The sequence below is a fragment of the Microbacterium oleivorans genome (genome assembly GCF_023715745.1).
In the GTDB taxonomy this organism is placed as follows: domain Bacteria; phylum Actinomycetota; class Actinomycetes; order Actinomycetales; family Microbacteriaceae; genus Microbacterium; species Microbacterium oleivorans_D.
Map to the genome: position 1 here is coordinate 246,065 of NZ_JAMBOV010000002.1, position 21,611 is coordinate 267,675.

Consider the following 21,611-nt stretch of genomic DNA (forward strand, 5'->3'; position numbering starts at 1 on the left):
CGCCCCGACCCTGGAGGCCGCGCGCCCCGTCCGATAGCGTGCCGTCCATCGACGAAGGGGATGCCGCAATGCCGCAGTACGCCGTCCTGATCTACACCGACGACTCCGCGCACGCGCTCGACGCGACCGACGAGCAGCTCGCCGAACCCAACGGCCACGGCGACGAGCTCGCCGCGTCCGGAGCGATGCGAGCCGCCTTCGCCTTCACGCCGCGCGCGCTCGCCCGATCCGTCCGCGTCGGCGGAGTGAGCGACGGGCCGTTCGTCGACGCACCCCAGGTCGTCGCAGGCGTCTACGTCATCGAGGCGCCCGACGAGGACGCCGCCCTCGCGATCGCGTCGACGAACCCCGCCATCCGCGGCGACTCCGGCGTCGAGGTCAGACTCATCCACAGCGGCACCTGACGCCGACGCGGCGCGACCCTCCCCAGGGTCGCGCCGCGCGACATCCGTCAGCTCTGGATGAACGCCAGGATGTCGGGGTTCAGCACATCGGCGTGCGTCGTCAGCATGCCGTGCGGGTACCCCTCGTAGATCTTCAGCGTCGAGTTCTGCAGCATCTCGGCCTGCTGCAGCGCCGCCGCCTTGTACGGCACCACCTGGTCGTCGTCGCCCTGGATGACGAACACCGGCACCGTGATGGCAGCCAGATCCTCGCGCTGATCCGTCTCGCTGAACGCCTTGATGCCCTCGTAGTGGGCCAGCGCGCTGCCCGTCATGCCCTGACGCCACCAGTTGTCGATCACCGGCTGCGACGGCGTGACGCCCTCGCGGTTGAACCCGTAGAAGGGCCCGGATGCCACGGCCTCGAAGAACTCGGCCCGGTTCGCCGCGAGCGCCTCACGGAACCCGTCGAACACCGAGATGGGCGTGCCCTCGCTGTTCCAGTCGGTCTGCAGCATGAGCGGCGGCACCGCGGCGACCAGCACCGCCTTCGCGACGCGACCCTGCGGCTCGCCGTACTTCGCGACGTACCGCGCGACCTGGCCGCCTCCGGTCGAGTGACCGATGTGGATCGCATTGCGCAGATCGAGGTGCTCGACGACCGCGCTCACGTCGCTCGCGTAGTGGTCCATGTCGTGTCCCGTCCCGATCTGCGACGAGCGCCCGTGACCCCGGCGGTCGCTCGCGACGACGCGGAACCCCTTGCCGAGGAAGTACAGCATCTGCGCGTCCCAGTCGTCGGACGACAACGGCCATCCGTGGTGGAAGACGATGGGCTGGGCGTCCTTGTCGCCCCAGTCCTTGAAGTAGATCTCGGCGCCGTCGTCGGTGGTGATGAAGGGCATGGACTTTGTCTCCTCTATTTGTGGGTGGGTGGTCTCAGCCGAGGTCGGCGATCGCGTCGGTGATGACGGCCACGACCTCGTCGGGGTGGGAACGCATCACGAGGTGCGGGGCGTCGAGCTCGACCACCGACCGCAGACCGGCGCGTGAGTACCCGAAGCGCTCGACGTCGGGGTTGATCGTGCGGTCGGCCGACGACACGACACCCCAGGCCGGCTTCGTCTTCCACGCCGCCACAGGCGCGGGCTCGCCGAACGCGAGCGCCGCGAGCGGGCGCTGCGACACCGCGAGCACCTCGGCGACCTCGCGGTCGACGCCCGCGGCGAAGATCTCGGGGAACGCGTCGACGTTCACCGAGACGTCCGTGCCGGGCTCGCCGCCCTCGACGGGGAAGGGCGTGTAGATGAGGTTGGCTGCAAGGTCCGAATCGGGGAAGCCACCCTGCAGCTGGCCGAGGCTCTCACCCTCGTCGAGCGCGTAGCCCGAGAGGTAGACGAGGCCGACGACGTTCTCCGCGACACCGGCGACCGTGATGACCGCCCCGCCGTAACTGTGCCCGACGAGCAGGACCGGGCCGTCGATCTCCTCGACGACCGAGCGAATGTAGGCCGCGTCGCCGAGCAGGCTGCGGTTCGGGACGGCGGGCACGCGGACGGTGAAGCCGCGGTCGAGCAAGAGGCGAGTGACGGGGGCGAAGCTCGCGGAATCCGCGAACGCCCCGTGCACGAGGACGACGGTGGGAGAGGTCATGACGATGCATCCTTCCTGGGCTGGGGGTGGATGCCGCTCACGCTAGAACCGGGCGATGCGAGCTGTCGTGGCCCTCCGAGTACACGTCAGAGCGCCGACCCCCGGTGCTTCGCGAGCCGGCTCCCCGAGGTCGGCGTCGATACGCCCGGTGCCGGAAGGGTGATGGTGCCGTCGACGAGCTTCTGCCGCAGCTCGACGAGCGCGCGCTCGCCGAGGCTCCCCGGGATGCCGTAGCAGATCACGGTGTAGAGACCGGGGTGCGCCTCGAGGATCTGCCACTTCATGTCGACCCACCCGTGGTCGGGGAAGTAGTTCGGCGCCGTACCCGAGGTGAGGGGGAGCGCCTCGTGCTGCTCCCACATCGCCGCGAAGTCGGCATCCTCCAGGAGCAGTCCGATGATCTCCTGCCACCGCCGGTCGGAGGGGTTGCCGTAGTACCGCACCCGCGACACCGTCGTGCGGGCGCCGTCCTGCCAGGACGCGAGCTCGCGCAGCTCCGGCGGCGCCTCGAACTGCATGAGGGCCAGGTTGTTGCCGACCTCGACGTAGCCCGGCGCGACCGCGCGGATGAGGTCGTTGACGACCACGATGTCCTGATTGCGGTCGATGATGTACGCCGCCGTGTGCTCCCAGTGCGTGATCATCTCGACGAGGTCCGGCGGCGGTTCCTCTCCCTGGTGCACCTCGTACGGCGCCTCGGAATCGGGAAGGGCGAGCCGCAGCAGGTAGGCCGTGCCGGCACGGTCGAGGTGCAGCGCGCGGGCCAGCGAGTTGCACACCTGCAGCGACATCTGGTGTCCGCTGCCCTGCTCGAGCCGCCGGTAGTACTCGACGCTGATCCCGGCGAGCCGCGCGACCTCCTCGCGTCGCAGGCCACGCACACGGCGATGGGGCTCCGAGGGGATGCCGACGGCATCCGGCGTCAATGCGGCACGTCGCGCACGGAGGAAGCTCGCGAGCGCGCTCTTCTCCGAGCCCGGTCGATCAGTCGTCACACCCACATCCTGCATCAGACGTGTTTCCGGGAGGGGCGCGTCAGCGGTGCCGTGCGACACCTTTCAGAATGCGGTCGACGGCGTTCTTCGCGCCGTGCACGGCGACGCCGACGAGGTCGAGATCGACGCCGGCGGCCGCCGCGACGACCTCCCGATTGGCGGCGTCGTGTCCGGTCGCGAACATGCCCCGGTCGTAGACCGCGACCCGCATTCCCCGATCCACCGCCCGGGCACGCACGGCCTCGAGGGTCTCGCCGTCGCCCTCGTACACCATGACCGGTTGCGCCAGCAGAGGCAGGTATCGGGTGCCGTCGGCATCCTCGTACTCTTCGCCCTTCATCTCGTCTGCCGTGACGCCGCTCGCGAGGAACGCGGCGACATTGAGCGCCTGCCAGGGTGCGAGGTCGCTACGGAGTACGAGGGCGATACGGGTGGGGAAGCGAATCGGGTCGTCCATGGCTCCATCGTCGAATCCGCCGACCGTCCCGTCTTGTACGTTTCTCACATGGCTCCCGGCACCGCGCAGCGCGTCTGGAAGCCTGCCGTCCCCGGCGTCAACGAAGTCCTCCACGCGCGCATGACCACCCACGTCTACCCGGCGCACGTCCACGGCGACTGGGCGCTGATGGTCGTCGACCGCGGCGCCGTCTCGTACGACCTCGGCGGCCGTCACCGCATCGCGGACGGGACATCGGCGACCCTCCTCCCACCGGGCATCGCCCACGACGGACGTGCCGCGCCCGGCAGCGGCGGCTTCGTGAAACGCGTCGCCTACCTCGATCACACCTGGCTCCACGACGCACGGGCGGGCGGTGTCGTCGACCGACCCGCGCGTCCCGCATTGCGCCGGCTCGCGCTCGCCGCACATGACGCCCTGGCTCAGCCGGGGGAGGAGCTCGCCGCCGAAGGAGCAATCCTCGCGCTCGCCGGGGTCATGGCGGGGGAGCGAGTCGGCGTGCGCGACGCCGGCGTCGCCTCATCCCTGCGCGACCTGCTCGAGGCGCACCTGACCGAACCGCTCACACTCGCTGCCGCGGGACGCGAACTCGGCGCCCACCCGAACCACCTGTCGCGCGCATTCGCGGCGGAGTTCGGCATCCCACCGCACCGCTACCTGACGTCGCGACGAGTGGATGCCGCCCGCCGATACCTCGTCGCGGGTGCGCCGATCGCTTCGGCCGCCGTCGCCGCCGGCTTCCACGACCAGGCACACCTCACGCGGCACTTCCGACGCGTGCTCGGTCAGACGCCCGGTGCGTTCGTCCGATCGCGGCTGGGCTGAGCGCTCCGGTCAGACCAGCTTCTCGAACACCATCGTCGCCTGGATGCGGTCGCCGCCGCCGAAGCCCGTGCTTGTCGACGATGACGTCGAGATCGTGTGCAGACGATAGCCGAGCGCTGCCTGGTTGTTGATCGCGGCTTCGAGCTCGATGAGGTTGTTCGAGCCGCTGCCCCACATCTTCTCCTTGAGCACGACCTGCAGCACCACGTAGCTCATGCCCGCCGGCGCCTGACGCGGCTGCGCGCCGGCAGCGGCGTCGGTCTGCGCCTGCGCGATGAAGCCACCGAGACCACCCTGCGGGGGAGCGGCCGGCTGCGTCTGCTCGGTCCATGCCCTCCCGTCCCACCAGCGCATCGTGCCGGAACCGTCGTCGTACCACCCTGCTGCCGTGTCGCTCATGTCGTCACCGTAGTGGTGCGCAGAGCCCGCGGTGAAGAGTCAGGCGGAGCCAGGCGCGCCGATGAGCCACGCCATGAGGGCGATCGTCGTGATCAGCCCGGTGACAGCCGCGACCGCGCCGAGCGATCCGCCGGTCAGCGCGAGCGGCTTCGACTGGCCGCGCGTGAGGGCGAACACCCCGAGCGCGAACGCGGAGAGCCCAAGCAGCAGGCCGACCCACGGGACGAGCCCGGTGAGGAATGCGAGGATGCCCACGATCAGCGTCGTGATCGCGAGACCGTTCCTCGGTGTCGCCTGCGGCTGCGTCATTGTGTCTCCTTCTCGTCCAGTTCGACGGTGGTCAGCAGCTCGAGCTGTCGGCGCAGCGTCCCGACGATGTCGATCGCGTCGGGGTCGTGCATCCACTGCACCTGCAGGCCGTCCCACAGGGCCAGCGTAGACACCGCCGCGAACTCGGCGTCGACGCCCGGGCGCAGCAGTCCGGCATCCGCCATCTCGCGGAACGCCGACGCGAACTCCGCACGCACGCGCGCGTACCGCAGGAAGAAGTACTCGTTGCTCGGATGCTCGGGCGTCGTCGACTCGGCGGCCAGCAGGGTGTAGAGCTCGACGATGCCCGGGATCCTCTCGTTCGCGCGGGCGAGCCGAAGGAACGCGGCGGGGATGTCGGCGGGACCCGCCGCGGCATCGGGAGCGGCGTCGCCGAGGCTCCGGGTGTCGCGGTCCTCGAGAACCCGCTGCAGCAGCACGCTCTTGTTCGCGAAGTGATGCAGGATCGTCGACGCGTCGATCCCGACCCGGTCCGCGATCTCCTTCAGCGAACCCGCGCGGTAGCCGCGGGTCGCGAACACCTCGCCGGCCGCGTCGAGGATCTCGCGCTGCCGCGCCGCGGTCTTCGCATACGGGCCGCGCTTGCTGGACGTCATGGCCACAGCCTACCGATCAAAACCCAACGCCCATGGGAATTTGCGATACCGTGAGCGCACACGACTCACGGGAGAGCACATGACGACGTCGGCATCCGTCCGCTGGATCAGCACCACGCAAGACGAGCCCTGGCGGGAGCTCGCGGCGCGGTCCCTGGGAGACGTGCGCGGAATGCCCTCCGTGTTCCTGCAGATCGACAACCCGCAGCAGACGATGGAGGGCTTCGGCGCCTCGTTCAACGAGCTCGGCTGGACCTCCCTCGCCTATCTCACCGACGAGGACCGGGATGCCGTGATGCGTGAGCTGTTCGCGCCCGGCACCGGCCTCAATCTCACGCGCTGCCGCATGCCCGTCGGCGCGAACGACTTCTCCACCGACTGGTACAGCTACGACGAGACGCCGCGCGACCTCGCCCTCGAGCACTTCTCGATCGAGCACGACCACGCCACGCTCGTTCCGTTCATCCAGGCGGCGCAGGCTCATCAGCCGGACCTCGCGCTCTGGGCGTCGCCGTGGAGCCCGCCGACCTGGATGAAGGCGAACGGCCACTACGCCGGTGCGAAGGGCAGCCCGATCGCCGCGGGAGTGGACAACGGCATCCGCGACGATCAGCTCGGCGCCGAGGGCACCGACATGATGCGCCTCGACGACGAGCACCTGGCCGCCTACGCCGCCTACTTCGGGCGGTTCGTCGACGCGTACGCCGAGCTCGGCATCCCGATCACGATGGTCATGCCGCAGAACGAGTTCAACTCCGCGCAGATCTTCCCGAGCTGCACGTGGACCCCCGAGGGCCTCGCCGCGTTCGTCCGTCACCTCGGACCCGAGATGGCCCGCCGCGGCGTCGACGTCTTCCTCGGCACCCTCGAGCGCGCCGACGACGGACTCGTCGAGCGGGTGCTCGCCGACGCGGATGCCGCCCGCTGGATCACCGGCGTCGGCGCCCAGTGGGCAGGCAAGGGCGCGGTTCCCTACCTGCACCGCCACCACCCGGAGCTCACGATCTACCAGACCGAGCAGGAGTGCGGCGACGGCCGCAACGACTGGCGCCTCGCGCGGCATGCGTGGTTCCTCATGAAGCACTTCCTCCTCCACGGCGCGACGGCCTACATGTACTGGAACATGTCGCTCCTGCGCGGCGGTGTGAGCCGGTGGGGATGGGCGCAGAACTCGCTCGTCGTCGTCGATCCCGAGACGCGCTCGTACGAGTTCACGCACGAGCACCACGTGCTGAAGCACGTGTCGCATTTCGTCGCGCCCGGTGCGCGCCGCATCCCGACCCTCAGCTACACGGGCCACGAGAACCAGCTGGTGTTCCGGAACCCCGACGGCAGCCTCGTCATCGTCGTGCAGAACGACCTCGCCGAGGAGATGCCGATGTCTTTCCTGATCGACGGTCGGGCGCTCGAGGTGACCCTGCCCGCCGACTCCCTCAACACCCTCGTCGTCGACGCCTGATCTCGGGCGAGACGGACCGATGCCAGGATGGTCCGGTGGCCGAAGCCGTGAACGTCCTGCAGAACCATCCCGGTGACGTCGAGTACCCCGTCCAGTCCCGTCGCCGTTACGCGCGCATGCTCGAAGCGCGGCGCAAGGCCGACCCGGCCGAGATGCGCCGTCGCGCGCTGCCCGTGACGCTCATCGCCGCGCCGTTCGGCATCGCGGCGTTCGTCCTGTCGCTCGTCTGGGACGTCAGCGACATCGGGCTCAACTTCTTCGCGTTGTTCATCGGCGTGTGCCTCGGCCTTCTGATCGCGTCGATCGTCCTCGCCGTGAGGGATGCCGACGCACCCCGCCGTGCGCAGCTCGCCTACGTCGCGGCATCCGGTCGCCCCTCACTCACCGGACGCCAGCAGCAGATCCTCGCTCTCGACGTCGCGAGCGACTTCGCCGTCCGCGGCTGGAACGCCTCCCTCGCCTTCACGCCGACCTTCGCCGAGCTTCCGCAGGATCTGCGTGCCAGGCACCGGGACGGCGAGGACGGCACCCCGTGGTTCGCGCTGCCGATGACCCCGCTCAAGCAGCTGCGCGGCGCCCTCGACGAGCAGTTCAAGATCGTGACCAAGGCCGACGCCGAACTCCTCGTCGCCGACACCCTGGTCATGGGTCTCAACTCGCAGCGGTTCGTCGAGGTCGCCCACGGCGACAACGCCGAGCACATGATGTCGCGCGTCGCCGCGCTCACCGACCTGCCCGTCTTCGACATCCAGGACCTGCTGCGCGGTACCGAAGAGCGCCCGGCCCGGCTGCTGCTCGCCGCCGACATCGAACGGGGGATCGGCGGCATCCGATACGCCTACGTGGCCGGCTACCTCACCGCCGACGAGACGTGGGCGCTCCTCGAGCCGCTTGCGGAGAAGGCGTTCAGCACCTACCGCAGCTGGGACGAGTACTGGCGCGAGGTGAGCATCGCGACGGCGTTCCGCACCGACTCACTGCAGGCCGTGCAGAATCAGCGCGACGCGCTCGCCGAGCTGCGCACGTCGCGGTGGCCGGCGGCATCCGTCGCCTGGCCGGCCCCGTAAGCGAGGTCTTCGCGCTCAGCGCTCGACCGGGCGACCCTCCGCGATCCACGAGCCCGTGCCGCCCTCGACGTTCGTCGTCTCGAGACCGTGGTGCTCGAGGAAGGCCGCCGCCCGCGCGCTGCGCCCGCCCGCCTGGCAGATGAGGTGCAGGTCGTCGAGCTCGCGCAGTTCGTCGACGTGGTCGGGCACCGTGGCGAGCGGGATGTTGCGCGCCCCCGGCACGTGACCCGCCGCGAACTCGTCGGGTTCGCGCACGTCGATGATGTTCGCGGGGGAGGCCTCGGCCAGCTGCGCCGTCGTGATGGAGTGCATACCTCGATGCTCGCAGATCAGAGCGGATGCCGGGCCGATAGTCTTCGCTCATGATCCCGATCGAGAACCTCCTCGCCTTCGGCCTGGCGTCGATCGTGATCATCGTCATCCCGGGGCCCGGCGTCCTGTTCGTCGTCGGGCGATCGATCGCACTCGGCCGCCGCGCCGGCATCCTCAGCGTGCTCGGCAACTCCCTCGGGAACATCCCCGCGATCCTCCTCGTCGCCTTCGGCGTCGGGGCGATCGTCGCCTCGTCTGTCGTCGCCTTCACCGCGATCAAGATCGTCGGCGCGATCTACCTCGTCTACCTCGGCGTGCAGGCGATCCGCCATCGGCGTCACCGCGTAGAGCAGGGGCGGCCGACCGCGGCATCCACCGTCACACTGCTGCGCCAGGGGTTCGTCGTCGGCCTGACGAACCCGAAGACGATCGCGTTCTTCGTCGCCGTCCTGCCGCAGTTCGTCGCGCGCGACGCAGGCCCGGTCTGGCTGCAGCTGCTGCTCCTGGGCCTGATCTTCCAGGTGCTCGCCGTCGTCTGCGACAGCACCTGGGCGATCGCGGCCGGCACGGCGCGGACGTGGTTCGGTCGCTCGCCGCGGCGGCTCTCGGCGCTGTCGGGCACCGGCGGCATCCTCATGATCGGTCTCGGCGGCGCGCTCGCGTTCACGGGCGCGAAGAGCTGACGCGGGAATGTTCCGGCGCCCCGATGCGCTGAACCCCGCATGACGAACACCACGAAGCCTGCACAGTCGTCCGGCACGTTCCGCATCGGCGGAGACCTCGAGGTCAACCGCCTCGGCTACGGCACGATGCAGCTCACCGGTCCCGGCATCTGGGGGCCGCCGAAGGACCACGATGAGGCGATCCGCGTCCTCCGCCGCAGCGTCGAGCTCGGCGTCAACTTCTTCGACACCGCCGAGTCCTACGGCCCGTACGTCGCGGAGGAGCTCCTCAAGGAGGCGCTGCACCCGTACGCCGACGACGTCGTCATCGCGACGAAGTCCGGCCTCACCCGCACCGGCCCGAACGTGTGGCCGCCGCTCGGCCGCCCCGAGTTCCTGCGCCAGGGCGCCGAGATGAGCCTGCGCCGCCTCGGCCTCGAGCGCATCGACCTGTTCCAGCTGCACCGCATCGACCCGAAGGTCCCGCTCGAGGACCAGGTGGGCGAGCTGAAGGCGCTGCAGGACGAGGGCAAGATCCGCTACATCGGCCTGTCCGAGGTCTCCATCGACGAGGTGAAGGAAGCGCAGAAGATCGCTGAGATCGTCACGGTCCAGAACCTCTACAACCTGCAGCACCGCGACGCCGAGGCGCTCCTCGACTGGTCGGAGGAACAGGGCATCGGCTTCATCCCCTGGTTCCCGCTCGCGACCGGCGGACTCACCGGTCCCGACTCGCCGCTCACCGACATCGCCGAGCGCAAGAACGCGACGCCCGCGCAGGTCGCGCTGGCCTGGCTGTTGAAGCGCTCGCCGGTCATGCTGCCGATCCCCGGCACGTCGAGCGTCGCGCACCTCGAGGACAACCTGCAGGGTGCCGTCATCGAGCTCAGCGACGAGGAGTTCACGGAGCTGTCCAAGCTCGGCAGCTGACCCCCTCGCGTCACCCGCCCGCCTCTGCAAGGGTGGGCGGGTGACGCATACCAGTGGCCAGCCCATCGTCCGGATGTGGACGGGCGTCGTCCGTGCCGAGGACGAGGACCGATACGTCCAGTACGTCGAACGCACCGGCATGGACGCGTACCGCGCGACACCGGGGAACCTCGGCGCGTGGCTGTTGACGCGGGATCTCGGCGACGGCCGGACCGAGATCACCACCCTCTCGCGCTGGGAGAACCTCGCCGTCATCGCGGCGTTCGCCGGTGACGACATCGAGAAGGCCGTGTTCTATCCCGAGGACGACGAGTTCCTCCTCGAGCGCGACGAGCGGGTGCGGCACTACCGGCAGACGTGACCCTGGGCGGGCGGCATCCGTCTCAGTGGGGCAGGGTAGAGGCGTGGCCGTCGTCTCCGAGCTCTATCGCTATCCCGTCAAGGGGTTCACGCCCGAACCCCGCGCCGAACTCCACGTGCAGGCCGACGGCCGCATCGCCGGTGACCGTGTGCTCGCCTTCCGCTTCGCAGATGCGACCGAGCCCGAGGATGCCGGTGGCCTCGAGTCGTGGCCGAAGAGCAGAGGGCTGTCGCTCATGGACTTCCCCTCGATCGCCCGCGTGCGCGCGGACTTCGATGCGGAGACCGGCCGGCTGCGTCTGAGTGAGGACGGGCGGCTCCTGGCGGAGGCGGGGCTCGACGAGACGGGGCGACACGAACTCTCGGCGGCTGTCACGGGATACGTCGAACGGTCCCCGGACGGGCGGCTGCTGCAGCGCCCGGGCGTACTGCCCCTGCACCTCGTGGGCGACGGCCGCACCGCGCGGTTCCAGGATCGCGCTCGCGGTTACGTGTCGGTGCACGGCGCGGCCACCGTTGCGGACGTGGATGCGGCGACGCCCGCGCCCGTCGACAGTCGCCGCTTCCGTTCGAACATCGTCGTCTCGGGGATCGCGCCCTGGGCCGAGCTCGAATGGTCCGGTCGCGTCCGCATCGGCGAGGTCCGGTTCGACGTGCAGCGTCCCATCGGACGGTGCGCCGCGATCACCGCGAACCCCGACGACGGACGGCGGGATGCCCGTCTGCTGCGGATCCTGACGACCGAGTTCGGCCAGGACGAGGCGACCCTGGGGGTCCTCCTGCTACCCGCGGGCGGCGGCGGGGTCGTGCGTGTCGGCGACGAGGTTGTCGTCGAGGCGGGCTGACCGCTCGAACGAGACCGTGGCGGCCAGCGTGGCCACGGCGGCTGCACGGTCGTTCTCCCGCGCAGCGAGGTCGAGCGTCCGGGTCTCGACCGCGGCCTGTTGCGCGCGCAGATCCGTGCTGATGTCCGCGAGTCGATCGGCGAGGAAGGCCGCGAGGCCGTCGTGGAGCTCTTCGAGTGTCGTGTCGTGGATCTCGAGGCGACGGTCGGCCACCGTCAAGGTGACCGACCCGTAGCCGGCGTCCGCGAGCAGCCGCACGGTGTCGTCGCCCACGATCTCGTCGATCTCGGCCTTGTTCGGCCGCCGGTCGAACACCGCATGGACGGTGTACCGCTCGGGTGCGGCCGCTGTCAGCAGTCCGGCGGGAAGAGACCCGACGAGGACCGAGCTGAGGCCGAGGACGTCGGCGGTGCCGCGTCCCGATTGCGTGTGTGTGCTCATCTTCGGACGTTACGCCCCTCAGATGTGCGTCTCACAGGTTGGACCGGCGGGCGCGCGATAGAGCGACCGTGACGGTCAGCAGCACCCGCCCGCGTCGCCGCAGCCGCAGACGGCCGCGCCGGTGTGACATGCGCCGTGCGCCGGCGTCGGGGCCGGTACGTCGAGCGTGGGGTTCTGGTCGAAGAACCCGTGGGGCACGAGCGAGAAGCCGGTGCTGTCCACGGGCATGATCGGCCAGTCCTCGGTGCGCGGGAAGTGGGTGAGACCGAACGTGTGCCACACCACGATGTCCTGGCCGTCGATGTCGGCGTCGCGCTCGATCCACCGGTCGATCGTGCCGTGGCCGTCGTTCTGGTTCACGAGCTCACCTGAGGGGAACCGCTCGGTGGGGGAGTACCGCGTCACCCACAGGTCATGGGTCGTGAAGGCGGCCCGCCGTGCGATGGAGGACTCCGGGTCGGCGAGCAGGCTCGGCTGGCCCTCCGACCGCAACGTGTAGCCGACCGGCTTGCCGACGATGTTCGTGACCTCGGGGTTCACGATGTGCCACACCCGGCCACGCTTGCCGTCGGCATCCCTCACGCCCTCGCGCTCGGTCCGCAGGCGCGTAGTCGAAAGCGTGAAGCCGTTGCCGTAGGGGTTCTCGGCCGAGATCGGCACCCGCTTCGCCTCGAGCTCGTCGACCGCGTTGCGCACCCCGTCGAGGGTGACGTCGAGGCGAGCCGAGAACAGGTGCTGGTGGTACGGAGCACCGATGCCGGGGGCGATCTGCGACGCCCACGGATAGTCGCTCCCGTCGGGCTGCACGCCCGGGTATGCCGAGGCGAAGACCACGCCCGTCGCCTTGCATTCCAGCTCGATGCGCCCGTCGAGGTAGAAGTGCCAGTAGAAGCCGTAGTCGTAGTTGCCGACGGTGATGAAGAACGAGACCACGAGCCGTCGGTTCCGGCGCACGTCGGTCGAGTGGTAGTACTCGTCGGTGTGCTTCCAGAGGATCGAGGCGTCCTCCTCGTGCATGCAGATCGCGTTCCGGATCGTCTGCGGACGTCCGTCGGTCGCCGCGATCGTCGCGTCGAAGTAGCGGATCTCGCCGAGGCAGTCGCATCCGAGCGCGAGCGAGTTCGCCGACTTGCCGAGGGAGTACTCGCCCGCGTCGAAGTAGTTCTGCCAGAACCGCACCGGGCTCGGGTCGCCGTAGGGGACGACCATCTCGGCCACCGACGCGCGGTACAGGATCGATCGGTGACGGTCGCCGTCCGTGAACCCCACCTCGTGCAGGGTCAGCCCTTCCACCTGGTTGAAGCCGATGCGGAAACGCCACTTCTCCCACTCGACGACGTCCCCGTCGACCGTGAAGCTCGGACCCTCCGGTTGCGTGATGACGATCGGCTTCTGCGTCGTCCGCGCCGGCGGCAGCTCGTCGGCACGGTGGAAGTTGTACGGCTCGCGCGGAACGTCGAAGAGCCGGTCGTCGATGAGGCGGATCACCTCGCCCGTGATGAGATCGACATAGGCGACCACCCCGTCGACGGGGTGCGCCCAGGCGTTGTCGTCAGCGTCGAGCTGCAGGAAGGACAAGCAGCGGACGATGCGGCGACCGTCCTCGTCGGCCAGGCCGAACCGCCCGGCCGAGAGCGCCGAGATGCGCACGAGCGACACGTCGTCGATCCCGCGCTTCGCCATCGCCGCCGTCCACCCCTCGTGCGCGCGCAGCAGCTCCTCGATCCGATCGAACTCCTCGAGCACGATCGGCGGCTGCCCCTCTGTGACGACGTCGACGACGCGCTGCGAGACGAGCACCCGGGCATCCACGTCCGTCGTCACCTCGGTGACCGTCCCGTCTCGCCGGTCGAGGAGGACGTTGCCGACGAGCCGCCCACGTGCGGACCCGCCGAGCACGGCGGACTTCTCGGGCTCGATGAGGTTGACCAGCATGAACGCCGTCGCCTCCTCGTCGAAACCCGCTTCGAGGACGAGCGAACGGTTCGTCTCGATCTCGGCGCTCGAGAGTCGGGTGAGGGGATGCGTCATGGTCGTGCTCCTGCAGCGGTTCAGCGTCAGCGCCCGGCGAACCAGGTCGTCTTCAGTGCGGTGTAGTTGTCGAAAGCGTGGAGGGAGAGGTCGCGTCCGAAGCCGGACTGCTTCATCCCGCCGAAGGGAGTCGCGACGTCGAGGGCGTCGACGGTGTTCACCGACACCGTGCCGACCCGCAGCGCCCGGGAGACGCGCAGCGCTCGGTGGATGCTGTCGGTGAAGACGGATGCCGCGAGCCCGTACTCGCTGTCGTTCGCCAACCGGATCGCCTCGGCTTCGTCGTCGAATGGCGTGATGGCCAGGACCGGGCCGAAGACCTCCTCGCGCCACAGCGTCGCATCCGTCGGGACGTCGGCGAACACCGTCGGCTCGAGGAAGAATCCGCCGTTCTTCTCGACGGCCCCGCCGCCGGCGACCAGACGTGCCACCGGTCGGGCAGCGTCGACGTAGCCGCGGACGCGCTCGAGCTGCGCAGCGCTCACGAGCGGCCCCATGCCGGCATCCGGGTCGAGCGGATCTCCCACCGTCAGGGCACGCGCACGTGCGGCGACCCGCTCGGTCAGCTCGGCCGCGATCGAGCGTTCGACGAGCAGGCGCGAATTCGCCGAGCACACCTGGCCGCTGCAGGCGAAGATCCCCGCGACGGCGAAGTCGGCGACCGCGTCGAGGTCGGCGGCATCCGCGAAGACGATGTTCGCGCTCTTCCCGCCGCACTCCAGCCACACCGCCTTGCCGTTGGACCGGCTCGAGTACTCCAGGAACTTCTTGCCGATCGCCGTCGAGCCCGTGAACGCGATGACGTCCACGTCCTCGTGCAGGCCGAGCGCCTGACCCGCCTCGTGGCCGAACCCGGGGACGACGTTGAGCACCCCGTCCGGCAGGCCCGCCGCCGCGGCGAGCTCCGCGAGGCGCAGCGCGGACAGCGGCGTGTCCTCGGCAGGCTTCAGGACCACGCTGTTCCCGGCGGCCAGTGCCGGGGCGATCTTCCAGATCGCGGTCTCGAGGGGGTAGTTCCACGGCACGACCGCGCCCACCACTCCGACGGGCTCGCGTGTGACGACCGCGAGATCGCCCCCCGCCGTCGGCGCGACCTCGCCGTAGATCTTGTCGATCGCCTCGGCGTACCACTGCAGGATCGCGGCGCTGCCGGGGGCATCGATCGCCGAGGTGTCGGCGATGCGCTTGCCCCCGTCGAGGGTGTCGAGCAACGCCAGCTCGTCGGCGGCCTCGCGGATCGCAGTCGCGACCGCCAGCAGCACGCGCTTGCGCTCGCCGGGCGCGGCCTGCGACCAGACGCCGGACTCGAACGAGGCACGTGCGGCGGCGACGGCTCGGTCGATCTCCGGTCCGCGGCCACGGGCGACCTCAGCGAGCACCTCTCCCGTGGCCGGGTTCACCGTCTCGAACGTGGCGCCGTCGGCGGCGTCGGTGAACGCGCCGTCGATCCACGCCCGAGTCCGCGGAGTGATCGTCGCAGCCAGACGCGTCCAATCAGCGTGTGTGCGCATTAGTCTCCTGTTCGGGGTGGGTGAGCGCGTCGACGATCGTCTGCGCCATGAGTGTCGCACCGTCCAGGGCCGCGCGGTCGCCCGCCGGGGTGACGGTCGCGTCGGCGAAGGCCGCCTGATGGTTGACGGCGGGCGCCGAATCGATGCCGAGGTACGGGTGGATGGCTCGGATGCGCCGCGACACGTTTCCCATGTCGGTGGACGCGGTGTTCATGCCGCCCGGGCGCCGCTCGGCGGCATCCATGTCCCGTCCCAGCGTCGCCGCCCGCGCGGCGAACGCGTGTGCCAACGGCTCGTCGTTGCGGAACTCCGAGTAGCGCGGACTCGTCTCACGGATCTGCAGCGCGCACCCCGTCGCGAGCGCCCCGGCTTCGAAGCAGGCGCTCACGCGGCGGAACGCCTCCTCGAGTTCCTCGAGCGACGACGCACGGACGTACCAGTTGCCGAGCGCGGAGCCGGGGATGGCATTCGGTGCGGTCCCGGCCTCGCGCACGATGCCGTGGACCCGCACGCCGGGCGGAAGCTGCTGACGCAGCAGGCCGATCGCCACCTGCGCGACGGTGAACGCGTCGGCGGCGTTGATCCCGAGCGTCGGGTAGGCCGACGCGTGCGATTCGCGGCCGGTGTAGACGACGTCGAAGTGGGCGACGGCGAGCGGCCGTGCCCACAGCGCGTCGGCGGGGCCGGGGTGGATCATCATGGCGAGGTCGACGTCGTCGAAGACACCGGCATCCAGCAGATGGATCTTCCCGCCCCCGCCCTCTTCGGCGGGTGTCCCGATGACCTGGACGGTCGCGTCGAGCTCGTCGGCGAGCGGCGTGAGAGCGGCCGCCGCCCCGACCGCCGCCGCCGCGATGATGTTGTGCCCGCAGGCATGGCCGAGACCCGCGAGCGCGTCGTACTCCGCCACGAGGGCGACCGTCTGCGAGCCGGTTCCCGCGCGAGCGACGAACGCGGTGTCGAGTCCGCCCACCCCGGTCTCGACCTGCATGCCGAAGGAGGCGAGCGTCCTCGTCAGCAATCCCACGGATCGACGCTCGTGCCACGCGGTCTCAGGATCCGCGTGCAGGGCGTGGCTGACGCCGAGGATCACATCGTGGCGCGCAGCGACGGTCTCTGCGACGCGTGCCGCGAGAGCGTCATTCATCGCCGGGAACGCCGTACGACGGAGCGGATGCCGGGGCGACGGCCCGCGTCAGATAGTCGGCCTTCTGGGGCGACCACAGCTCCCACAGACGCCGGAGCTCGACGATCGGCTGGTCGTGGTCGTCGACGCGCAGGTCGGTCGTGCGCCACGACGCTCCCTCGACCACGGCGAGACCCGCTGACCGGAGCGGTCCCGCCTCGCCTCCGGCGGCCACCGCGGCCTCCAGCGCGGCGAGCAGGCGATCCTCCAGCGGACCGGATGCCGCGGCGAACCCCGCGACCATCGCGTCGAGCACGTCGGCGCCGGCGAGGAGGTTGCCGGCCCCGACGCATCCGTCGCCGACCGACGCGCCGTGGATGCCGAGGGCCTGCGCCCCCGAGTGGACCGACACCCGGCCGGCCGCGTCGACGGCGGTGACCTGCCGGTAGTCGGCGTAGGCGTCCGCGGCGAGGGCGGCCGCGATCGCGGCATCCGGCGCAGCGCCCGTGGCCAGTGCGTCGAGCGTCGCCGGTCCGAGCGCGGGATTCGTGACGTTCTGCGAGGCGACCGCACCCACGCCGGGGCGCAGATGTGCGCACCGGGAGGCGACGGCGGGGCTCGAGGAGGAGATGACGATACCGAACGCGCCATCGAGATGCGCGACGAGGGAGAGCGTCACAGCGTCACCTCCGTGTCGTCCGCGGGGTCGCTGATGACCGCGGTCGCGTCGATCTCGACGAGCCACTCCGGTCGGGCGAGAGCGTCGACGACGAGACCCGTCGACACCGGATGGACGCCCTTCAACCAGCGCCCCATCGTGCGGTACACCGGCTCGCGGTACCGGATGTCGGTGAGATAGACGACGACCTTCACGATGTCCTCGAGTCGGGATCCCGCCTCGCGCAGCAGCATGTCGATGTTCGCCATCGCCTTCTCGGCCTGAGCTTCGACGTCGCCGACGCCGACGCTCTCCCGAGTCTCGAGGTCCTGCCCGATCTGGCCGCGGAGGTAGACGACGCCGCCGGCGACGACCGCCTGGCACAGGTCGTTGTCGAGCGACTGCTCCGGATACGTGACCTTCGTGTTGAAGGGGCGGATGCGGGTGTGCGCGGTCATCGGACTGTCTCCTTCTCACGTGCGGAGGATGCCGACTCGGTGGTCGGGCGGTATGCGGCGTACATCCGTTGGATGCCGATGTGGTCGGCGACATGCTTCGCGTCGTGCCACACACCCCAGATGAAGCTCGAACCGCGACGCGACTGCCACGGCAGGCCGAGGAAGTAGATCCCGGCCTCCGCCGAGACACCGCGCCGGTGGGCGGGGCGGCCTGTGGCGTCGAGAGCGCCCGCCGGGAGCCAGCTGTAGTCCGATGTGAATCCGGTTGCCCAGATCACGCTGTTCACTCCGGCCGCGACGAGGTCGAGCTCACGGAGCGGCGCGGTCACGCAGGCCGGTTCCGGACCGAACTCGCGCGCTTCCGGCTCCTCGGGAAGGTCCAGGCCGTGGCGCTCGACGTACGCGTCCGCCTCGTCGAGCAGGTCGAGGTAGTTCGCATCGCCGGCCGCAATGTTGCGCGCCAGGTCGTCACCGAACTCCACCACCCCGTTCCGGTATCCGTTCGCCCGGCCGACGAGCGTGACCCCCTCCGCAGCGAGCCGACGGAAGTCCACCGTGTGACCCCCATCCGCGCCGCTCACGGCGATCGTGACGTGTTCGGCGCCGCGCGGGGGAGTCGCGGCATCCCACTTGTCGAGCACGCCCAGCCACCACACGAAGTCGCGACCGCGGTAGCTGCGCGGCGGCCGGTCGTGCGGACCGACCGCCAGGTGCACATCCCGGCCCGATCGCTGCAGCTCGGCGGCGATCTGCACGCCCGAGCTGCCGGCCCCGACGACGAGGACGCCGCCCGCAGGCAGCTGCGCGGGGTTGCGGTACTGCGACGAGTGCAGCTGGACGATGTCGTCTTCCGCGGGGATGAGCGAGGGGATGACGGGGGTCTGGAACGCTCCGGTGGCCGCCACCACGTAGTCGGCTCGGTAGACACCGTCCGTCGTGTCGACCTCGAAGCCCCGCGCGCCGTCGAGTCGGTGGACGCGCCGAACCTCGACGCCGCACCGCACCGGCGCGCCGAACCGCTCGGCGTAGTCGGTCATGTACCGCGCGACCTGCTCCTTCGTCGCGAAGCCGTCGGGGTCGACATCGTCGAAGGCCATGCCGGGGAACCGGTCGTGCCAGGCCGGACCGTTCGCGACCAGCGAGTCCCAGCGCTCAGACCGCCAGCGCTCCGCGATGCGTCCGCGCTCGAAGACGAGGTGACGGATGCCGGCGCGCGACAGGTGCTCGCTCATCGCGACGCCGGCCTGACCTGCGCCGACGACGATCACCTCCACGTCGCGCGGAACGGGGGCGGTGGTCGACTGGGGGGTTGACGCCATGGTGCGGATGCTTTCGATCGGGGGTGAAGTCCTCCCCGAGTCTCGGAAAGCCATCGGCGTGCGCGCAAATACCGGATCACGCGCTTTTGCATCTAAAATGCAGATGCAGACTCCATAGCAATATCTCTGAAACACATCGGAAATGTGAGCCCATGCGACCCACCTCCCGCCCGGACATCTCGCTCGCCCAGTTGCGCTACTTCGTCGCGGCGGCCGAGCACGGCAGCATGACCTGGGCCGCGGAAGAACTCTTCGTCGCTCAGTCGGCCATCTCGACGTCGATCGCCAACCTCGAGAAGGCTCTCGGAACCCAACTGCTCATCCGCCGCCGCGCGAAGGGCTTGCAGCTCACCGCGCAGGGGATCGACCTCCTGCAGCGCAGTCGCGGGATCCTCGCGGCGGTCGACGACGCCGTGCACGCCCTGCGTCCCGAGAACACCTCGGGTCGCGTGAGCGTCGGCTGCTTCCGTACCCTCGCGCCGTTCTACCTGCCCGACATCGTGAGTGCTCTCGAAGACAGCCATCCCGAGCTGCAGCTCGACGTCACCGAGCTGCTCGCCGACGGCGTCAACGACGCGCTGCACGACCAGTCGATCGAGGTGGCGCTGAGCTACGACCTCGGCCTCGACGGGGATATCGACCGGGAGGTCCTCGCCTCCGTCCCGCTCTACGCCGCCGTCGGCGCGGAGCACCCGCTCGCTTCGCGCGACCGAGTCCGGCTCGCCGACCTGGTCGACGAGCCGATGGTCCTGCTCGATCTCCCGGTCAGTCGCGACTACTTCTTGCAGGCATTCACCGACAACGGCCTGCGACCCTCGGTCCGTTACCGGTTCGCCAACTTCGAGGGGGTGCGTGCGATGGTCGCCAGCGGACACGGGTTCACCCTGCTGAATCAGCAGCCGAAGCTCGGCTACACGTACTCCGGCGGCGAGCTTCATCGGCTGGCGATCGTCGAACCGACCACGCCGCTGGACATCGTCCTGGCGCGGCGGGCGTCATCGACCCGGCTCACGCGCAAGGCCGAACTGTTCGCGGCGGAGGCCCGGAGCGCCGTCGCGCGCGTCCTGGGTGCGGAGACTCAATCCGCCTCGTAGACGACCTGCCCGCCGACGACCGTCCGGAGCACGCGCGCGGAGCCGAGTCCTGTCACGTCCCTCACATCTCGATCGATCCAGACGAGGTCTGCGAGCATCCCCTCGCGGAGCGCTCCCGTGGTCTGTTCGAGTCGGTTGATCCATGCCGCCTGCGACAGGTAGGCGTCGAGCGCGGTCGACGGGGGCAACGCCTGCTCAGCGAGCAGCGGGACGGTGAGCACGTCGGTGCCGATCGCATGCGGGTCCTCCGGGACGCCCGTCCGGGTCACCGCCGTGCGCACCGACCACAGCGGGTTCGGGTCCGTCACCGGCCAGTCGCTCCCGCCGACGATGCGGCCGCCGGCTGCCGCGATGGAGGCGAAGGGGAAGTGCCTGCGAGCGCGCTCGGGACCGAGCAGGGGGAGCTTCCGCGTCACGATCTCCTCATCGGTCCGCGCCCACAGCGCCGTCACGTTCGCCGACACGTCCAAGGCCGCGAACCTCGGGACGTCGGCGTCGTCCACGACGTCGAGGTGAGCGATGTGATGGCGGTTCGGTGTGGCGCCCCGGTGCGCGTGGATCGCCTCGACGGCGTCGAGACAGCTCCGGACGGCGCCGTCGCCCACCGCGTGATAGTGGATCTGAAAGCCCGCGGCATCGAGAGCCACGCTCAGGGCGTCGAGGTCCCCCTGCGCGATGAAGGTCACGCCTCGATCGTCGCCAAGGCCGTCGAAGGGCTCGAGCATGGCGGCCGTCCGGTTCTCGACCATCCCGTCCACCATCACCTTCACCGTGCCACCGTCGATGCGGCCCACCGCCGCCAGCCGGTCGCGGATCGCGAGGAGGTCGTCGATCTGGCCGAGGCCGCGCGCCCTGTCCCACCAGAGAGCGGCGACCACCCGCGCCGTCAGCCGCCCGTCTGCAGCCGTGCGCTCGTAGGCGGGCAGGGCGTCCGGTCCGATGTCGGATGCGCCGACCGCGGCGTCCTGCCAGGCGGTGACACCCATCGAATGCAGTCGACCCTGTGCCGCGAGGAGCGCGGCGACCAGGGTGTCCGCATCGGGTTCCGGCAGCAGGTCGACGATGAGTCCGACGGCGGCTTCGACGAGCATTCCGGTCGGATGTCCGGTCTCGTCACGGAAGATGCGCCCGCCCGCGGGATCCACGGTCGCGGCGTCGATGCCCGCGGCGCGGAGCGCCGCGCTGTTGACCCAGACGCCGTGCGCGTCGTGGCTGTAGAGGACGACGGGTCGATCCGCAACGACCTCATCGAGATCGGATGCCGAGGGGAAGCCGCCCGGGAAGACGTCGCCGAACCACCCTCCGCCGCGCAGCACCGCGGCATCCGGATGCGCGTCGGCGAACTCGGCCACGATCCGTAGGTATCCCTCCCGTGAATGCGCCGGCGTGAGATCGACGCCGATGAGTTGCAGCCCCGCGAGAACGGGATGCACGTGCGCGTCCTGAAAGCCGGGAAGCAGCGTGCCGCCCCGAAGATCGACGACCTGATCGGCGGCGGGCGCAGGTGCGGCAGCGGGGAGGACGGCGGCGATCCGGTCGTCGTCGACGAGGAGGTGGCCGGGCTCACTCCGACCGTCGCCGAGGTAGAGCAGGCCGTTGGTGTAGAGCGTCGTGGACATGCTGTCCTCTCGATCGGGGGAGGCCCTCACTGTCCGGGGTCCGCGTTTCGCATTTGTAACGCCGATATTGCCGGCTAGTTG

25 protein-coding genes are annotated in these 21,611 nt (G+C 70.1%); 9 read left to right on the plus strand and 16 right to left on the minus strand.

Features of this window, described 5'->3' with window-relative positions:
- Positions 1 to 68: 68 nt before the first annotated feature.
- On the plus strand, positions 69 to 404 hold the full coding sequence (locus tag M3190_RS05950) for a YciI family protein (protein ID WP_251579523.1): 336 nt from the start codon (positions 69 to 71) through the stop codon (positions 402 to 404).
- A gap of 47 nt (positions 405 to 451) precedes the next feature.
- Here the strand turns inward: M3190_RS05950 and M3190_RS05955 are convergent, their stop codons facing one another.
- The 4 genes from M3190_RS05955 to M3190_RS05970 form a co-directional block, all read right to left on the minus strand.
- Entirely contained in the window at positions 452 to 1,288 is an 837-nt protein-coding gene (locus M3190_RS05955) for an alpha/beta fold hydrolase (RefSeq protein ID WP_251579525.1), read from the minus strand.
- A 34-nt stretch (positions 1,289 to 1,322) separates the two neighbouring features.
- Positions 1,323 to 2,036 carry an alpha/beta hydrolase gene (locus M3190_RS05960; protein WP_251579527.1) on the minus strand — a complete coding sequence of 238 codons (714 nt, stop codon included), beginning with the start codon at positions 2,034 to 2,036 and terminating at the stop codon, positions 1,323 to 1,325.
- An 86-nt stretch (positions 2,037 to 2,122) separates the two neighbouring features.
- The gene (locus M3190_RS05965; protein WP_251579529.1) at positions 2,123 to 3,031 is read right to left on the minus strand and encodes a helix-turn-helix transcriptional regulator; all 909 of its coding nucleotides are present in this window, start codon (positions 3,029 to 3,031) and stop codon (positions 2,123 to 2,125) included.
- Between the two features lie 40 nt (positions 3,032 to 3,071).
- The gene (locus M3190_RS05970) at positions 3,072 to 3,488 is read right to left on the minus strand and encodes a DUF2000 domain-containing protein (protein WP_251579531.1); all 417 of its coding nucleotides are present in this window, start codon (positions 3,486 to 3,488) and stop codon (positions 3,072 to 3,074) included.
- Between the two features lie 48 nt (positions 3,489 to 3,536).
- Between M3190_RS05970 and M3190_RS05975 the strand changes: the two genes are divergently transcribed.
- Positions 3,537 to 4,313 carry a helix-turn-helix transcriptional regulator gene (locus M3190_RS05975; protein WP_251579532.1) on the plus strand — a complete coding sequence of 259 codons (777 nt, stop codon included), beginning with the start codon at positions 3,537 to 3,539 and terminating at the stop codon, positions 4,311 to 4,313.
- Between the two features lie 9 nt (positions 4,314 to 4,322).
- On the opposite strand, the gene M3190_RS05980 is transcribed toward M3190_RS05975, so the two are convergent.
- The 3 genes from M3190_RS05980 to M3190_RS05990 are packed head-to-tail and all read right to left on the minus strand — an operon-like array spanning position 4,323 to position 5,638.
- Positions 4,323 to 4,712 (minus strand): DUF2510 domain-containing protein, encoded by a 390-nt coding sequence (locus M3190_RS05980; RefSeq protein ID WP_251579534.1) that lies wholly within the window; start codon positions 4,710 to 4,712, stop codon positions 4,323 to 4,325.
- 39 nt (positions 4,713 to 4,751) lie between these two features.
- The gene (locus tag M3190_RS05985; RefSeq protein ID WP_251579536.1) at positions 4,752 to 5,021 is read right to left on the minus strand and encodes a hypothetical protein; all 270 of its coding nucleotides are present in this window, start codon (positions 5,019 to 5,021) and stop codon (positions 4,752 to 4,754) included.
- Complete coding sequence (locus M3190_RS05990) at positions 5,018 to 5,638, minus strand: TetR/AcrR family transcriptional regulator (RefSeq protein ID WP_251579538.1); 621 nt, start codon at positions 5,636 to 5,638, stop codon at positions 5,018 to 5,020. The genes M3190_RS05985 and M3190_RS05990 overlap by 4 nt, the downstream gene beginning before the upstream one ends.
- A 79-nt stretch (positions 5,639 to 5,717) precedes the next feature.
- Here M3190_RS05990 and M3190_RS05995 point away from each other — a divergent pair, with 79 nt between their 5' ends.
- The gene (locus M3190_RS05995; protein ID WP_251579540.1) at positions 5,718 to 7,097 is read left to right on the plus strand and encodes a glycoside hydrolase family 30 protein; all 1,380 of its coding nucleotides are present in this window, start codon (positions 5,718 to 5,720) and stop codon (positions 7,095 to 7,097) included.
- Positions 7,098 to 7,132: 35 nt separating this feature from the next.
- Positions 7,133 to 8,164 (plus strand): DUF1266 domain-containing protein, encoded by a 1,032-nt coding sequence (locus M3190_RS06000; RefSeq protein ID WP_251579542.1) that lies wholly within the window; start codon positions 7,133 to 7,135, stop codon positions 8,162 to 8,164.
- A gap of 15 nt (positions 8,165 to 8,179) precedes the next feature.
- Here the strand turns inward: M3190_RS06000 and M3190_RS06005 are convergent, their stop codons facing one another.
- Entirely contained in the window at positions 8,180 to 8,476 is a 297-nt protein-coding gene (locus M3190_RS06005) for a rhodanese-like domain-containing protein (RefSeq protein ID WP_064001585.1), read from the minus strand.
- A gap of 50 nt (positions 8,477 to 8,526) precedes the next feature.
- Between M3190_RS06005 and M3190_RS06010 the strand changes: the two genes are divergently transcribed.
- The 4 genes from M3190_RS06010 to M3190_RS15510 are packed head-to-tail and all read left to right on the plus strand — an operon-like array spanning position 8,527 to position 11,273.
- Complete coding sequence (locus M3190_RS06010) at positions 8,527 to 9,159, plus strand: LysE family translocator (protein WP_251579544.1); 633 nt, start codon at positions 8,527 to 8,529, stop codon at positions 9,157 to 9,159.
- A 39-nt stretch (positions 9,160 to 9,198) separates the two neighbouring features.
- Positions 9,199 to 10,068, plus strand: coding sequence for an aldo/keto reductase (locus M3190_RS06015; protein WP_251579546.1), 870 nt, complete (start codon positions 9,199 to 9,201; stop codon positions 10,066 to 10,068).
- A gap of 40 nt (positions 10,069 to 10,108) precedes the next feature.
- The gene (locus tag M3190_RS06020; protein WP_251579548.1) at positions 10,109 to 10,429 is read left to right on the plus strand and encodes a hypothetical protein; all 321 of its coding nucleotides are present in this window, start codon (positions 10,109 to 10,111) and stop codon (positions 10,427 to 10,429) included.
- A gap of 43 nt (positions 10,430 to 10,472) precedes the next feature.
- The gene (locus M3190_RS15510; protein WP_251579556.1) at positions 10,473 to 11,273 is read left to right on the plus strand and encodes an MOSC domain-containing protein; all 801 of its coding nucleotides are present in this window, start codon (positions 10,473 to 10,475) and stop codon (positions 11,271 to 11,273) included.
- Here M3190_RS15510 and M3190_RS06030 read toward each other — a convergent pair.
- The 7 genes from M3190_RS06030 to M3190_RS06060 all read right to left on the minus strand — a co-directional run bounded on the left by M3190_RS06030 (position 11,211) and on the right by M3190_RS06060 (position 18,817).
- Positions 11,211 to 11,714, minus strand: a complete 504-nt coding sequence (locus tag M3190_RS06030; RefSeq protein ID WP_251579558.1) for a hypothetical protein — start codon at positions 11,712 to 11,714, stop codon at positions 11,211 to 11,213. The genes M3190_RS15510 and M3190_RS06030 overlap by 63 nt on opposite strands.
- Positions 11,715 to 11,789: 75 nt before the next feature.
- On the minus strand, positions 11,790 to 13,745 hold the full coding sequence (locus tag M3190_RS06035) for a primary-amine oxidase (protein ID WP_251579561.1): 1,956 nt from the start codon (positions 13,743 to 13,745) through the stop codon (positions 11,790 to 11,792).
- Positions 13,746 to 13,771: 26 nt separating this feature from the next.
- Positions 13,772 to 15,256 carry an aldehyde dehydrogenase family protein gene (locus M3190_RS06040; RefSeq protein ID WP_251579568.1) on the minus strand — a complete coding sequence of 495 codons (1,485 nt, stop codon included), beginning with the start codon at positions 15,254 to 15,256 and terminating at the stop codon, positions 13,772 to 13,774.
- Positions 15,240 to 16,403, minus strand: a complete 1,164-nt coding sequence (locus M3190_RS06045; protein WP_251579570.1) for an amidohydrolase — start codon at positions 16,401 to 16,403, stop codon at positions 15,240 to 15,242. The genes M3190_RS06040 and M3190_RS06045 overlap by 17 nt, the downstream gene beginning before the upstream one ends.
- On the minus strand, positions 16,396 to 17,061 hold the full coding sequence (locus M3190_RS06050) for a DUF1028 domain-containing protein (RefSeq protein ID WP_251579572.1): 666 nt from the start codon (positions 17,059 to 17,061) through the stop codon (positions 16,396 to 16,398). The genes M3190_RS06045 and M3190_RS06050 overlap by 8 nt, the downstream gene beginning before the upstream one ends.
- A complete protein-coding gene (locus tag M3190_RS06055; RefSeq protein WP_251579575.1) occupies positions 17,058 to 17,498 on the minus strand; it encodes a RidA family protein in 441 nt (146 codons plus the stop codon). Before M3190_RS06055 ends, M3190_RS06050 begins: the two co-directional genes overlap by 4 nt.
- Positions 17,495 to 18,817, minus strand: coding sequence for a flavin-containing monooxygenase (locus M3190_RS06060; protein WP_251579577.1), 1,323 nt, complete (start codon positions 18,815 to 18,817; stop codon positions 17,495 to 17,497). The genes M3190_RS06055 and M3190_RS06060 overlap by 4 nt, the downstream gene beginning before the upstream one ends.
- Positions 18,818 to 18,969: 152 nt before the next feature.
- On the opposite strand from M3190_RS06060, the gene M3190_RS06065 reads away from it, so the two are divergent.
- Positions 18,970 to 19,911 carry a LysR family transcriptional regulator gene (locus M3190_RS06065; RefSeq protein ID WP_251579579.1) on the plus strand — a complete coding sequence of 314 codons (942 nt, stop codon included), beginning with the start codon at positions 18,970 to 18,972 and terminating at the stop codon, positions 19,909 to 19,911.
- Here the strand turns inward: M3190_RS06065 and M3190_RS06070 are convergent.
- Positions 19,896 to 21,530 carry an amidohydrolase gene (locus M3190_RS06070; protein ID WP_251579581.1) on the minus strand — a complete coding sequence of 545 codons (1,635 nt, stop codon included), beginning with the start codon at positions 21,528 to 21,530 and terminating at the stop codon, positions 19,896 to 19,898. The two genes, M3190_RS06065 and M3190_RS06070, sit on opposite strands and share 16 nt — an antisense overlap.
- Positions 21,531 to 21,611: the final 81 nt, after the last annotated feature.

What these genes read in the sequence shown, in the direction of transcription:
- M3190_RS06070 (WP_251579581.1), bottom strand. Translation starts at nt 21,530, where the DNA reads ATGTCCACGACGCTCTACACCAACGGCCTGCTCTACCTCGGCGACGGT.
- M3190_RS05990 (WP_251579538.1), bottom strand. Translation starts at nt 5,638, where the DNA reads ATGACGTCCAGCAAGCGCGGCCCGTATGCGAAGACCGCGGCGCGGCAG.
- M3190_RS05980 (WP_251579534.1), bottom strand. Translation starts at nt 4,712, where the DNA reads ATGAGCGACACGGCAGCAGGGTGGTACGACGACGGTTCCGGCACGATG.
- M3190_RS05985 (WP_251579536.1), bottom strand. Translation starts at nt 5,021, where the DNA reads ATGACGCAGCCGCAGGCGACACCGAGGAACGGTCTCGCGATCACGACG.
- M3190_RS05960 (WP_251579527.1), bottom strand. Translation starts at nt 2,036, where the DNA reads ATGACCTCTCCCACCGTCGTCCTCGTGCACGGGGCGTTCGCGGATTCC.
- M3190_RS06035 (WP_251579561.1), bottom strand. Translation starts at nt 13,745, where the DNA reads ATGACGCATCCCCTCACCCGACTCTCGAGCGCCGAGATCGAGACGAAC.
- M3190_RS05975 (WP_251579532.1), top strand. Translation starts at nt 3,537, where the DNA reads ATGGCTCCCGGCACCGCGCAGCGCGTCTGGAAGCCTGCCGTCCCCGGC.
- M3190_RS05955 (WP_251579525.1), bottom strand. Translation starts at nt 1,288, where the DNA reads ATGCCCTTCATCACCACCGACGACGGCGCCGAGATCTACTTCAAGGAC.
- M3190_RS06030 (WP_251579558.1), bottom strand. Translation starts at nt 11,714, where the DNA reads ATGAGCACACACACGCAATCGGGACGCGGCACCGCCGACGTCCTCGGC.
- M3190_RS05970 (WP_251579531.1), bottom strand. Translation starts at nt 3,488, where the DNA reads ATGGACGACCCGATTCGCTTCCCCACCCGTATCGCCCTCGTACTCCGT.
- M3190_RS06055 (WP_251579575.1), bottom strand. Translation starts at nt 17,498, where the DNA reads ATGACCGCGCACACCCGCATCCGCCCCTTCAACACGAAGGTCACGTAT.
- M3190_RS06005 (WP_064001585.1), bottom strand. Translation starts at nt 8,476, where the DNA reads ATGCACTCCATCACGACGGCGCAGCTGGCCGAGGCCTCCCCCGCGAAC.
- M3190_RS05995 (WP_251579540.1), top strand. Translation starts at nt 5,718, where the DNA reads ATGACGACGTCGGCATCCGTCCGCTGGATCAGCACCACGCAAGACGAG.
- M3190_RS05950 (WP_251579523.1), top strand. Translation starts at nt 69, where the DNA reads ATGCCGCAGTACGCCGTCCTGATCTACACCGACGACTCCGCGCACGCG.
- M3190_RS06040 (WP_251579568.1), bottom strand. Translation starts at nt 15,256, where the DNA reads ATGCGCACACACGCTGATTGGACGCGTCTGGCTGCGACGATCACTCCG.
- M3190_RS06010 (WP_251579544.1), top strand. Translation starts at nt 8,527, where the DNA reads ATGATCCCGATCGAGAACCTCCTCGCCTTCGGCCTGGCGTCGATCGTG.
- M3190_RS06065 (WP_251579579.1), top strand. Translation starts at nt 18,970, where the DNA reads ATGCGACCCACCTCCCGCCCGGACATCTCGCTCGCCCAGTTGCGCTAC.
- M3190_RS06045 (WP_251579570.1), bottom strand. Translation starts at nt 16,403, where the DNA reads ATGAATGACGCTCTCGCGGCACGCGTCGCAGAGACCGTCGCTGCGCGC.
- M3190_RS06060 (WP_251579577.1), bottom strand. Translation starts at nt 18,817, where the DNA reads ATGGCGTCAACCCCCCAGTCGACCACCGCCCCCGTTCCGCGCGACGTG.
- M3190_RS06015 (WP_251579546.1), top strand. Translation starts at nt 9,199, where the DNA reads ATGACGAACACCACGAAGCCTGCACAGTCGTCCGGCACGTTCCGCATC.